An 11,829-nucleotide genomic window follows, 5' to 3' on the forward strand; every position below is an offset into this window, starting at 1 on the left:
AGTTTACTCGTTCTGCGTTTTTATGACGCATGAGTTTTAGAGTCATCTTTATTTCAAATGATTTGTGAATATTTGCAAGTTATGTAAATGAATATGTCACTTTTCAATATGTTAACTGCGAAAAAACCCTTTGCTTTGTCTTTTTTTGTATATCTATTTATGAAAGCATGCGCTGTCAGTGGTATCTTAGTTGCTATTGGTAACGTTTACCTTTAATGAGCTATGAAACCAGAAGGTCATCACAATTTTCAGGATCTTTTCCCCTCGAAATTTTGTTCATACTCATCGCTAAAGCAACTGGAAATTTTTTATTTATGCTAAATCGAAATTTTTATAAAAAACTATCACATATTGCCATTATGGCCGGTTCAATTTCACTGACCAGTTTTTGTCAGGCTAACGACTTCCAATCTCATCCGGCATATGCAAGCTTTAAACAAAATGCAATGCAAACCTATGGTCTCAGTGAAAATCAAATTGATTGGGCAATGCAAGGCAGTAAAAACCTACCCAACATTATTAGCATTATGAATAGACCTGGTGAATCAAAGCCTTGGTACCAATACAAAACCAATTTTTTAGCTGAAAGTACAATTCAACGCGGCGTTCGCTTCAAAAATCAATATGCCGACACTTTAAATCGTGCAGAACAACAATTTGGTGTGCCTCAATCCGTGATTTTAGGCATTTTGGGTGTTGAAACAGGCTACGGCAGCAATAAAGGTAATTTTATTACCCGTGATGCTTTGGCGACCCTTGGTTTTGGCTATGAACGTCGTGCGCAATATTTCCAAGATGAACTCGCTGCACTGATTGCTTGGTCATATAAAGATGGTGTTCCAACCAACTCTGTCGTCGGTTCATATGCAGGTGCTGTGGGTTATCCTCAATTTATGCCAAGTAACATTCCAAAATTTGGTGTGGACTACGATGGCAATGGTCATGTTGACCTGCGTAATTCGGCTGTCGATGCCATTGGTTCAATTGCAAATTATTTAGCAAATTATGGTTGGCAGCGTAATCAACCGATTGCTTTTGCTGCTCGCTATAGCGGAAACAACCCAGATGCTATTATTGCAAAGGATTTAAACCAGCCAACACCCTATGGTGTACTCAAGGCTCAAGGTGTAACCCCTATGAATCCATTGGTAAAAATCGATGATCTCGATTTAGTCAATGTCATCCAATTGCAAGATAGTTATGGACCAATTTATTACATCACTTATCCAAATTTTCAGGTCATTACAACCTATAACAAAAGCCGTATGTATGCGACTGCACTATGGCTTTTAGGCACTGAAGTTACCAGTCGATAAGACTGGTTTTTTCTTATAGAGCAAAAAAGTCAACAAATATTTTCATCAAAATGAGCATTTATTCGACATTCTACACACCTTGTTACATTATTGATTATTTTTTAAACAACTATTGTTAATTTTTTAGACATTTTCAAAGTATTTTAATTAAACACTAGACAGCCTATTGATGGCATGAATATTATCCATCTCGTTAAATATAGTTGCAAAAGTGAAATATCAGACGTGTTTACATGGATATCAGCGACTTAGTTGAACCAGTAAATATGCCATTGGGAGATAAACAATGCAGTCATCAATTATTAAATATGCCTTAGCGGTTGCCACGGCAGTTGCGCTAAGTCAGTCACAAGCTGAGATGGTTCAGTCATCATCATTCAATCATGATAATGACAACTCTCGTCTTGCAGCTCGTGTATTGAATAAAGAAGCTCAAAGCTTCAATTCAAACTTTACGAATTTAAGTAGCCTTTCAATCACTGAGCGTTCTGGCGATAAAATTCGTCGTCAAACAATCGCTGCTAAAATCGAAATTCCTGAAGATGAGCCTTCAGTGATTGAAAAGTTAAATACTGTTGCATCGAATACTGTTCGTAAGTTCACTCAAACAGGTACTGCTTCTTGGTACGGTCGTCAATTCCACGGTCGTAAAACAGCAAGCGGTGAAACGTTTGACATGAACGCACTTACAGCAGCACATCGTAGCCTGCCACTTAATTGCTTTATTCGTGTTACGAATCGCAATAATGGTAAAAGCGTCGTGGTGAAAGTAAATGACCGTGGTCCATTCCATGGTAACCGTGTTCTTGATTTATCTTATGGTGCTGCTAAGCAATTGGGTATTACCAGTGCGGGTACTGCAAATGTGAGCATTGAACGCGTAGACGGTCCAAATTCTTAATTCTCCAATGAAGTGACTGCATTTAACAGACCACGCCTAGCGTGGTTTTTTATTTGTAGCCTCTTAGCCTTTCAAATCATCAGTAATCCTGATTTTGACCCTTCCTCCATTCTTGTTTATATTTGAGTCCTTCCCCATGATTAAGGACTATCATGAAAACAATCAACGAATGGTTTGATGAATACGGCGAAAGTCATCAAAATAAAACCAATAAAATGATTCACTGGATTTGCGTACCCACGATTTATTTTTCAATCGTTGGCATATTGGCGCATTTTAGCGCGCTACTTACTGCTGTCTTACTTGCTTTAGCATTTATCTTTTACGCACGTTTAGACATTGTCCTTGCTGTTGCAATGGCCGCGTTAACATTAATCATGGCATGGCTAATTTGGGTGTTACCAGTTAGATATGGCTTTTATATCGCGCTCTTTATATTCGCATGGATTGGTCAATTTTATGGCCATAAAATTGAAGGTAAAAAGCCCTCTTTTTTCAAAGATCTCCAATTCCTCCTCATTGGCCCTATTTGGTGTTTAGATACATTTGCAGGAAAAGTACTTAGTAATTGGAAAACACGCCATAAATCGCAAATAAAGAGCATTTAGAGCACGATTAATTTCATAGATCTCTTTTTCACTTATTCCACATCGGTTTTCTTCATATTCGATGCTTAAAACCCTATTGTTTATAGGTGTATTTATCTCTGGTATTTCCAATCATTTTTTCTATTTATACGACCAAAAAGCCAGTGTTTAAACACTGGCTTTTACTCAATATGATTAATCCAATTTTATGTTGATAGCTTCATCTGAATCATGATCATTTAAATGACTAAAGTTAAAAATGACTACGTGATTTTTATTGATAGGTTTTACCTTGATGCTTTAACCAACCATCCTGATGACGCCCATTCGGATCGTGATGTGTCCAGTGCATCACACCACCCTGATCTGAATATTCATATTCACCGTAAAATTGAACTGTATCGCCTTTTTGCAAGTTATCAATTCGTGGGGCTAGATCGATATTATGTGCAACTAAAAGGGTTTGACCATTATTTAAGGTCAAAATGAACTTTTGATGGCGACTACCTTCATTATCATCTCGAAGTACCGCTTTCACTCGACCTGTACCCTCAACCTGAACATTACTGAGTTTATTTTTAAATGCATGCGCAATAACATCTTCAGCACTCTGCCCTTTTTGTTGAGCATCTACAGGTTGTACTGATTCTATTTGTGGCTGTGCGTTTTGTTCCGCTGTCGTCTGAACTGGTGCAGATTTTTGTTGTTGTAAATCGATTCCGAAATAAGCGGCTGTAAGCGCAACAATAATTCCGCCGATGGTTAAATTTGTTTTGTTTGCCATAAGATAGTTTAAATCTAAATTTTCAACTCATTATAGTCATTAATATGGATAAAAATAGAATCTATGCACAAGAATGCACACAATATAAAGTTTAAATAGCTTTGAAATCAGTAAAGCTACAGCCATAAAAAAAGCCCTCTAAAACGAGGGCTTTTTTCTACAAATAATCAGAGATTATTTTGCAGCAGCTTGAGCAGCAGCAACTTCTTCAGCGAAAGAAAGTTCAGCTTTTTTCTCAATACCTTCACCAACTTCGAAACGTACGAAGTTAGCAACAGTAGTACCAGTTGCTTTAAGAACTTCTGCAACTTTCTTATCGTTGTCGATAACGTACATTTGGTTCTCAAGAACAACTTCGTTCAAGTATTTCTGAACTGAACCAGTTACCATTTTTTCAACGATGTTTGCTGGTTTACCAGATTCAATTGCTTTCGCTTCAGCAATTTCTTTTTCTTTAGCGATAAGTTCAGCAGAAACGCCAGCTTCGTTTACAGCAACTGGGTTGAATGCAGCGATGTGCATAGCCAAACCTTTACCAGTTTCAGCATCACCAGCATATGCAACTACAACACCGATTTTTAAACCATGTTTGTAAACTGCAAGGTTGTCGCCTTCAACGATTTGAGCACGACGTACTTGGATGTTTTCACCGATTTTTTGAACAAGCGCGATACGAGCTTCTTCAACAGTAGCACCATCTTCAAGTTTCAATTCAGCAATTTGAGCAACATCAGTTACACCAGCAGCAAGCGCAGCAGCAGCAACTTTAGCAGAGAAACCAGCAAAGTTTTCGTCTTTAGCAACGAAGTCAGTTTGACAGTTCACTTCTAAAAGGATTGCTTTATTACCTTCTTGAGCGATAGTGATCGCGCCGTCAGCAGCAATGTTACCTGCTTTTTTAGCAGCTTTAGCTTGACCAGATTTACGAAGGTTGTCGATCGCTAATTCGATGTCACCGCCCGCTTCTGTTAATGCTTTTTTACATTCCATCATTGCAAGACCAGTACGATCGCGCAATTCTTTAACCATGCTTGCTGTAACTGCAGTCATGTTAATCTCCTAAATACGGTAGAAAATGAATTCTTTTTAGAACAGAAACGGCCCAGAGCTGTCTCTTGGGCCGTCTGCATACATGACGCTTACTTTGCCACCATCACGTGTCGCAAAAATGACAAGCTTACGTCAAACGCATTAAGCCTCAGAAGCAGGAGCTTCTTCGCCTTTAGCTTGTGCATTTGCTTGTGATTGAGCATATTCTTTACCAGCAAGAATCGCATCAGCCATAGCAGAAGCGTAAAGAGTAACTGCACGGATCGCATCGTCGTTACCAGGAATAACGTAGTCTACGTTGTCTGGGTTAGAGTTTGTATCAACGATACCGATAACAGGAATACCAAGGTTTTTAGCTTCTTTAATTGCAATTGCTTCGTGATCAACATCGATTACGAATAATGCGTCAGGTAAACCACCCATGTTTTTAACGCCGCCAAGAGCGCGTTCAAGTTTTTCCATCTCACGAGTACGTTCTAAAGCTTCACGTTTAGTAAGTTTAGCGAAAGTACCGTCAGTAGATTGAGTTTGAAGGTCTTTTAGACGGTTGATTGACTGGCGAAGAGTTTTCCAGTTAGTCAACATACCACCCAACCAGCGGTGATCAACATATGGTTGACCTGCACGTTGAGCTTGTTCACGGATGATTGCAGAAGCTGCACGTTTTGTACCAACGAACAAAACTTTGTTCTTTTTGCTAGCCAAGTTGTTAGCAAAGTTCAAAGCATCATTTAACGCAGGAACAGTGTGCTCAAGGTTGATGATGTGAATTTTGTTGCGCGCGCCGAAGATGTATTCGCGCATTTTTGGATTCCAAAAACGTGTTTGGTGACCGAAGTGTGCGCCTGCTTGAAGAAGGTCGCGCATGCTTACGTTGTAATCTGCCATTTTCTTTACCTTAAAGTTTGGGTTAGGCCTCCATATACCCGCATTCTCCACCTAAAAAGGCACCCAGAGAAATGTGTCGATATATGTGCGGATTTTATTGCCCCATCGCACAAAGCTCGTGAAAGATATTCACGAAAAAGCATTTGATAAAATGGGCGGCTATTTATACCATAGTCACATACAAATTTCCAAAAGTTTTTAGAGATCATGAACAGTACTTACGAAGCTCCACGTCGATTAATTAAAACGCCTGACGAAATTGAAAAAATGCGCGTCGCGGGTCGACTGGCGGCAGAAGTTTTGGATATGATCAAACCGCATATTGTTCCAGGTGTGACTACCCTAGAACTTGATACGATTTGTCATGACTATATTGTCAATAAACAAGAAGCTATTCCTGCATGTTTAGGTTATGGCGCTGCGCCGGGTCGTCCAGCATTTCAGCACGTTATCTGCACTTCAGTGAACCATGTGGTGTGTCACGGTATTCCATCTGAAAGCAAAAAATTAAAAAAAGGTGACATCTTAAACATCGATGTCACTGTGATCAAAGATGGTTACCATGGTGATACCAACATGATGTATATCGTGGGTGGTGAAACATCTATTTTAGCGAACCGTTTATGCAAAGTTGCCCAAGAAGCCATGTACCGTGGTATGGCGGTGGTAAAACCAGGCGCAACCATGGGTGATATCGGCCATGCGATTCAACAATATGTTGAATCAGAACGTTTTGGTGTTGTACGTGAATATTGTGGTCATGGTATTGGTACCGTTTTCCATGACGAACCACAAGTTTTACACTACGGTCAACCAAATACAGGCATGATCTTAGAAGAAGGCATGACATTCACGATTGAACCAATGGTGAATGGTGGCGACTGGAAAACCAAACTTCTTGGCGATAAATGGACTGTCGTGACTAAAGATCATAGCTTGTCTGCACAGTACGAACACACGCTACTTGTAACAAAAAATGGTGTAGAAGTGCTAACTGCTCGCCCTGAAGAAGATTTATCGCGTTTTGTTCAATAAGCAAAGTATTTGAAGTATAAAATTTAATTAAAAAGGTCACACATATTGTGGCCTTTTTTATGCCTTTTTTTTATCCGTGACTTTAAGATTTTTCCATAAAATTTGATTAAAAATTTAAGTAACTCAATGTAAATTTTCTCAATTATAGGGTTAGGATGGAATATCACACTTTTTTGCACATTGTTGATTTTGCCACTCCCCATTACTGCGCATTTAAGCTAAGATAGTGTGCTTTTTATTTTTTAATCCCTATAAGAAGGAATACTGCCGTGGACGTACGTCTGTCTGATCGTGTAAATAGCATCAAACCGTCCCCTACACTTGCTGTTACTAACAAAGCTGCTGAATTGAAAGCTGCTGGTAAAAACGTAATTGGTTTAGGCGCAGGTGAACCGGATTTCGATACCCCACAACACATCAAAGATGCTGCAATTGCTGCTATCAACAATGGCTTCACTAAATATACAGCTGTTGACGGTACTCCAGGTCTTAAAAAAGCAATTATTGCTAAATTAAAACGCGACAATAACCTTGATTACGCTGCAAACCAAATCTTGGTTTCTTGTGGTGGTAAACAATCTTTCTTTAACTTGACACTTGCTTTGTTAAACAAAGGTGACGAAGTAATTATCCCTGCTCCTTACTGGGTAAGCTACCCAGACATGGTGATCATTGCTGAAGGTACTCCTGTAATCGTGAAATGTGGTGAAGACCAACGTTTCAAAATTACGCCTGCTCAATTAGAAGCTGCAATCACTGACAAAACTCGTTTAGTGGTTCTAAACAGCCCTTCTAACCCAACAGGTATGATCTACACTAAAGAAGAATTGCTTGCTTTAGCTGACGTACTACGTAAATACCCAGAAGTTTTAGTTGCTTCTGATGATATGTACGAACCAATCCGTTGGGACGACGAATTCTACAACATCGCAACAGTTGCACCAGACCTTTACGACCGTGTAATCGTTCTTAACGGTGTATCTAAAGCGTATGCAATGACTGGCTGGCGTATTGGCTACGCAGCGGGCCCTGCTAAACTGATCGGTGCGATGAAAAAAATCCAATCTCAATCAACTTCAAACCCAACTTCTATTTCACAAGTTGCTGCTGAAGCTGCATTAAATGGCCCTCAAGACGTTCTTGAGCCAATGATTGAAGCATTCAAACGCCGTCACGACCTAGTTGTGAAAGGCTTGAACGACATCAACGGTATTACTTGCCTTCCTGCTGACGGTGCATTCTATGCATACGCAAACATCCGTCCTTTAATTCGTGCCAAAGGTTTAAAATCTTGCACAGAATTTTCTGCATGGTTGTTGGAAGAAACTGGTGTTGCAGTAGTTCCTGGCGATGCGTTCGGTCTTGGTGGCTACATGCGTATTTCTTATGCAACTGCAGACGAAGTACTTGTAGATGCGCTTGCACGTATTAAGAAAGCTGCTGATTCAATCGAAGGCGTAGATGCTGCGATTGCTTCAATTGCTGCTGAAAAATAATCTGCTTTTAAAAAGCTAGATTTAAAAAACCCGCGAATATCGCGGGTTTTTTATACTCATCAAAAAAATAAATTAATACGCTTCACTTCTACACGCTTTTGATCAATTTTTTTCGCGGTTCAAACTAAATAACAAAGCTCATCCAGCCCATTTGACTTCCTTCAAATCAACTTAAATATTAAAAAAACCAAACGATAAAACCTAAAACTAACCTTCATATTCAAATCTTTGGTTTGCATTCTTTTTACGTTTTCAGCTATGTTATTTAAATAAGTTCCTTTTTAGAACCCAAAACAACCACAAAACTAACCTATCCAGAGATATACCAATGAACATCAAAGAAATGACTGGACTAGAAATTTTAAAGGCAATGATGCAAGGCCAAATTCCACCTGCAAGCATTAGTGAAATTATTCCAATGCAACCCAAAAAGATTGAGCAAGGTAATGTAGAGTTTGTTGTAAAAGCCGATCAGCGCCATTTAAATCCCCTTGGTGGTGTGCATGGTGGCTTTGCAGCAACAGTCTTAGATACAGTTACAGGGTGTGTCGTACACTCGGCATTAGAAGCTGGTATAGGCTATGGCACCATTGATCTCAATATAAAAATGTGTCGACCTATCCCTAAAAATCAAGATTTAACCGCAATAGGCCATTTAATTAATATCAGCAAAAATTTAGCAATTTCAGAAGGCAGAATTATGGATAACAATGGAAAGATATATGCTCATGCAACAGCGACATGCATGATTATACGTCCTTAATATTTTTATTTTTCTGCTCGCAATTCAATGCGAGCAGATGATGATTCAAACTTAAATTGCTGAATGTAAGGCGCGAATTAATTGGCCTTCGCTTAGATCAATGCGATTACTGCCCTTTTGAAAGCAGTAATATTTTAAAGCACTATCTAACTCAACACGAAGTTCCCGTTGTTCTGAAATAGACCATACTTTAGAACGATTTGAGCCTGATAACGCATTACCTGCCAATTGGTATAAATACAAATCTTGCTTGCGTTGCAAAGGCACACGACGACCATCATCTTGATGTTCAAAACGTAAATGACATGGCGCGTTGATCAACCATTTTTCACTAAACCACAGTTGCAATAGATCTCCCAATGCCAAGTCACGTTTACCCAAAGGCCAAACGTCAACGTACGCACCTTCGACAGGTGTTTGATATCGCTCTTGGTTACTAATAATGGAAAGATAGTTTTCTTGATAAAAAGAAAAGTTTGAAAAAATCTGAGAAATAGTCAGCGTATTCATTCGCTTTCTCCTGTTTAGCCATTTTAGTGCTGGCAAGTTGGGTTTAAATCCACACTGTTTAAACATATGTTTAAACGCTCTGTTGTTGCATTCAGACTATCAATTGAATTTTTTCTTTGCAAGCCTAAGATTCATTTTTTCTAAAAAATCCTTCTTTTTGTTCAAATAAAAAACATCTATCACGCATTTCTCCTCATATTGGTATTTTTAGCTTGACCCTCTTCAAAATCTGCTTATAATCGCATTCAGATTCTCCAATAGCTCAGTCGGTAGAGCGACGGACTGTTAATCCGCAGGTCCCTGGTTCGAGCCCAGGTTGGAGAGCCAAATTCTAAAGCCCATTTATTTAAATGGGCTTTTTTAATGCCTATGATTTACATATAATCTATAAGTCATTGTCATTAAAATAAAAAAAATGTTCATTCAAGTTGATGCTGAATCAAATGAAACTGCCTTAAAACACTACCTCACTGCATTCATTTTTCTTTTAATTATTATCAGCCCATTTGCAATTTATTTGGTGAGCTGCACACCCGAAAGTGAAATTGAGCAACATTTCAAAACACCACCCAATTTATATAATAGTGAATCTAACACCCTTCTTGACAGCAAGCTACAATGGTTGATTCCACCTCAGCAGATTCAAAATCACAATACTATTCCGGAAATATCTGAATCTGTATTGAACGAGATGACAGAAGGACAATATTGGTCAAGCACACCGATTACGCTGCAAAACCAATCAGATCAACTGTATGTCCATATTGATTTTGCAGGTCAGCAACAAACACGAAAAGATCTTGAAATTTCGGTACTGCCGTTATGTATTGTTCACGAAAAAGAAACACCATGTATGAAAGCTGGGTTAAATGCAAGTGGACAACTCTTTAACATCTCAACTCAAAAAAATACGCAATATCACACATTGGAAACCAATAAGTCTTGGATGTTTTATGGCCATGAATTCCAAGAAAATTATATTATCCCACCACAAGCCACTCTCAAATTTTTAGTTAAAGCCAACACCCCTGAACACTTAACCCTTCAATGGCTTAGGCTAAGCATCAGTACTAGCCCCATTGTTGAGAAACAGCAAAATTTTATGCTCATGACGCAAAACAGTATGAAAATAAAATATGCACTTGCTCTATTACCACTCTTCATTTTAGCTTTGATGCACATTTTTCAAGGGTTTGAAAGCCTGCGTAATTTATCTATCGGCGCACTTGCAGCACTTTTATTTACTATCAACACCATCATTTGGGATATCCACTATATGGTCATTGGTTGCCTGATTTTATGTTTTGCAAGTATCTGTTATTGTTTTGAGAGCCGATATTATCGATTGCTTTATTTAACGGGTTATTTACTAATTGCAGGCTATTCGCAGCAATATTATGGTGGTTTTAATAAACACTTCTTCACCCAAACCAGTTTAATTTTATTGATAGGTTTATCGATGTTTTATCTTGAACCTAAAGATAGCTAAATCATTTTCATAAAAAAGCTCTGCAAATCCCAGAGCTTTTTCTCATTTAACTACCCTTAGATTACATTAAAGCTCAAAGTATATTTATATCGTTTTAATGCGTCTCCCTTCATTTCAAAAGGCTGCTGATAGTCAATTTTCAGTAAATACTGACCACGATCTGCTAGGTTTAAATTCAAGTTTCCTTCTTGATCAGTTTTAAGCGTTTTATAAACCTTTCCTTCACGGCTGTAATCCGTCGTTTGCTGCAAAATTTCAATCTGCAAACCCGCAACCGCTTTTTTCTGATCTAGCACTTTCAGTTGTACTGGCTCATTTTGCATAATGGCATTCGGATGGGTTCTAAATTGCACATCAAAACCATCATATAAATGATTCACCACTTGTGTAGACGTTACACGACGTGATACAAAAGTTTCAATGATTTCCTGCGTTTGAATGCTTTTGATTTGCGACTTTTTAGTCAACTCGGCTGTATAAATGACATTTGCATTCGCAGTTTTTTGAGGATCACGCACACCATTGATTAACGCTTTCCACTGCTTTTGATCGTAAGCATAACGCGCTGTACTTCCCTGCTTTTCACCACGAATACGATACGTGCCATCTTGCTTATTCTCTAAACTATAACTGCTGACTGTTTGAGTTTTTGCCCAATCGGCATCCGCTAAATGTAGTTTGTCACCTGATGGTGTATGTACATGGAAATTAAAATTTTTAATTGCAATTTCAGAGACAAACGGATTGTCATAAAAACCAGAAAGTATGGCACTGTGATTATTAAATGTTTGATAGTTTAATGGCGCCACATAAGGATAATGCGCTTGAGCCTGACCAACCGTACACAAAGCCAAACAGAGTAAAGTGAATTGTAATTTCATATAAAATAGGTGAACTTAAATTGCTTTATTCATAGAGATCGTTTCATTTTAGATTCACCCAAGACAATTGTAAATAATTCTTATTATCATTTATTTTAAGTGCATAAAAAATCCCCCATTCTGGAGGAT

12 protein-coding genes and 1 tRNA gene are annotated in these 11,829 nt (G+C 38.4%); 8 read left to right on the top strand and 5 right to left on the bottom strand.

Translation table 11 applies throughout. The features are described 5' to 3' along the window. Nucleotides 1-314: 314 nt before the first annotated feature. The 3 genes from mltB to FTU13_RS00905 all read left to right on the top strand — a co-directional run bounded on the left by mltB (nt 315) and on the right by FTU13_RS00905 (nt 2,825). Nucleotides 315-1,316, top strand: coding sequence for a lytic murein transglycosylase B (mltB, locus tag FTU13_RS00895; protein ID WP_078191987.1), 1,002 nt, complete (start codon nt 315-317; stop codon nt 1,314-1,316). A gap of 286 nt (nt 1,317-1,602) precedes the next feature. Next, complete coding sequence (locus FTU13_RS00900; protein WP_078190310.1) at nt 1,603-2,217, top strand: septal ring lytic transglycosylase RlpA family protein; 615 nt, start codon at nt 1,603-1,605, stop codon at nt 2,215-2,217. Between the two features lie 152 nt (nt 2,218-2,369). Beyond that, a complete protein-coding gene (locus tag FTU13_RS00905) occupies nt 2,370-2,825 on the top strand; it encodes a DUF962 domain-containing protein (protein WP_180126491.1) in 456 nt (151 codons plus the stop codon). Nucleotides 2,826-3,078: 253 nt separating this feature from the next. Here FTU13_RS00905 and FTU13_RS00910 read toward each other — a convergent pair whose 3' ends face one another. From FTU13_RS00910 to rpsB, 3 genes are all read right to left on the bottom strand, one after another. Beyond that, entirely contained in the window at nt 3,079-3,588 is a 510-nt protein-coding gene (locus FTU13_RS00910) for a DUF3465 domain-containing protein (RefSeq protein WP_180065008.1), read from the bottom strand. A 174-nt stretch (nt 3,589-3,762) separates the two neighbouring features. After that, nucleotides 3,763-4,638: a translation elongation factor Ts gene (gene tsf / locus FTU13_RS00915; protein ID WP_180066391.1), complete on the bottom strand. Its 876-nt coding sequence runs from the start codon at nt 4,636-4,638 to the stop codon at nt 3,763-3,765. Between the two features lie 141 nt (nt 4,639-4,779). Then, nucleotides 4,780-5,526 carry a 30S ribosomal protein S2 gene (rpsB, locus tag FTU13_RS00920; protein WP_078190314.1) on the bottom strand — a complete coding sequence of 249 codons (747 nt, stop codon included), beginning with the start codon at nt 5,524-5,526 and terminating at the stop codon, nt 4,780-4,782. Between the two features lie 207 nt (nt 5,527-5,733). On the opposite strand from rpsB, the gene map reads away from it, so the two are divergent. The 3 genes from map (at nt 5,734) to FTU13_RS00935 (ending at nt 8,820) form a co-directional block, all read left to right on the top strand. Further along, complete coding sequence (gene map / locus FTU13_RS00925; RefSeq protein ID WP_078191991.1) at nt 5,734-6,561, top strand: type I methionyl aminopeptidase; 828 nt, start codon at nt 5,734-5,736, stop codon at nt 6,559-6,561. Between the two features lie 269 nt (nt 6,562-6,830). Further along, a complete protein-coding gene (locus FTU13_RS00930; protein WP_180126489.1) occupies nt 6,831-8,057 on the top strand; it encodes a pyridoxal phosphate-dependent aminotransferase in 1,227 nt (408 codons plus the stop codon). Between the two features lie 328 nt (nt 8,058-8,385). Then, nucleotides 8,386-8,820, top strand: coding sequence for a PaaI family thioesterase (locus tag FTU13_RS00935; protein ID WP_111883987.1), 435 nt, complete (start codon nt 8,386-8,388; stop codon nt 8,818-8,820). A gap of 51 nt (nt 8,821-8,871) precedes the next feature. Here FTU13_RS00935 and FTU13_RS00940 read toward each other — a convergent pair whose 3' ends face one another. Next, nucleotides 8,872-9,330, bottom strand: coding sequence for a hypothetical protein (locus FTU13_RS00940; protein WP_111883986.1), 459 nt, complete (start codon nt 9,328-9,330; stop codon nt 8,872-8,874). Between the two features lie 251 nt (nt 9,331-9,581). Between FTU13_RS00940 and FTU13_RS00945 the strand changes: the two genes are divergently transcribed. Both FTU13_RS00945 and FTU13_RS00950 read left to right on the top strand, forming a co-directional pair. Beyond that, nucleotides 9,582-9,657 (top strand) — tRNA-Asn (locus tag FTU13_RS00945). 88 nt (nt 9,658-9,745) lie between these two features. Beyond that, nucleotides 9,746-10,819 (top strand): hypothetical protein, encoded by a 1,074-nt coding sequence (locus tag FTU13_RS00950; protein WP_180126487.1) that lies wholly within the window; start codon nt 9,746-9,748, stop codon nt 10,817-10,819. A 56-nt stretch (nt 10,820-10,875) separates the two neighbouring features. Here the strand turns inward: FTU13_RS00950 and FTU13_RS00955 are convergent, their stop codons facing one another. After that, a complete protein-coding gene (locus tag FTU13_RS00955; protein WP_180126485.1) occupies nt 10,876-11,700 on the bottom strand; it encodes a DUF4198 domain-containing protein in 825 nt (274 codons plus the stop codon). Nucleotides 11,701-11,829: the final 129 nt, after the last annotated feature.

This window comes from Acinetobacter sp. YH12064, from assembly GCF_013419735.1.
GTDB lineage: Bacteria > Pseudomonadota > Gammaproteobacteria > Pseudomonadales > Moraxellaceae > Acinetobacter > Acinetobacter amyesii.

What these genes read in the sequence shown, in the direction of transcription:
- mltB (WP_078191987.1), top strand. Translation starts at nt 315, where the DNA reads ATGCTAAATCGAAATTTTTATAAAAAACTATCACATATTGCCATTATG.
- FTU13_RS00900 (WP_078190310.1), top strand. Translation starts at nt 1,603, where the DNA reads ATGCAGTCATCAATTATTAAATATGCCTTAGCGGTTGCCACGGCAGTT.
- FTU13_RS00905 (WP_180126491.1), top strand. Translation starts at nt 2,370, where the DNA reads ATGAAAACAATCAACGAATGGTTTGATGAATACGGCGAAAGTCATCAA.
- FTU13_RS00910 (WP_180065008.1), bottom strand. Translation starts at nt 3,588, where the DNA reads ATGGCAAACAAAACAAATTTAACCATCGGCGGAATTATTGTTGCGCTT.
- tsf (WP_180066391.1), bottom strand. Translation starts at nt 4,638, where the DNA reads ATGACTGCAGTTACAGCAAGCATGGTTAAAGAATTGCGCGATCGTACT.
- rpsB (WP_078190314.1), bottom strand. Translation starts at nt 5,526, where the DNA reads ATGGCAGATTACAACGTAAGCATGCGCGACCTTCTTCAAGCAGGCGCA.
- map (WP_078191991.1), top strand. Translation starts at nt 5,734, where the DNA reads ATGAACAGTACTTACGAAGCTCCACGTCGATTAATTAAAACGCCTGAC.
- FTU13_RS00935 (WP_111883987.1), top strand. Translation starts at nt 8,386, where the DNA reads ATGAACATCAAAGAAATGACTGGACTAGAAATTTTAAAGGCAATGATG.
- FTU13_RS00940 (WP_111883986.1), bottom strand. Translation starts at nt 9,330, where the DNA reads ATGAATACGCTGACTATTTCTCAGATTTTTTCAAACTTTTCTTTTTAT.
- FTU13_RS00950 (WP_180126487.1), top strand. Translation starts at nt 9,746, where the DNA reads ATGTTCATTCAAGTTGATGCTGAATCAAATGAAACTGCCTTAAAACAC.
- FTU13_RS00955 (WP_180126485.1), bottom strand. Translation starts at nt 11,700, where the DNA reads ATGAAATTACAATTCACTTTACTCTGTTTGGCTTTGTGTACGGTTGGT.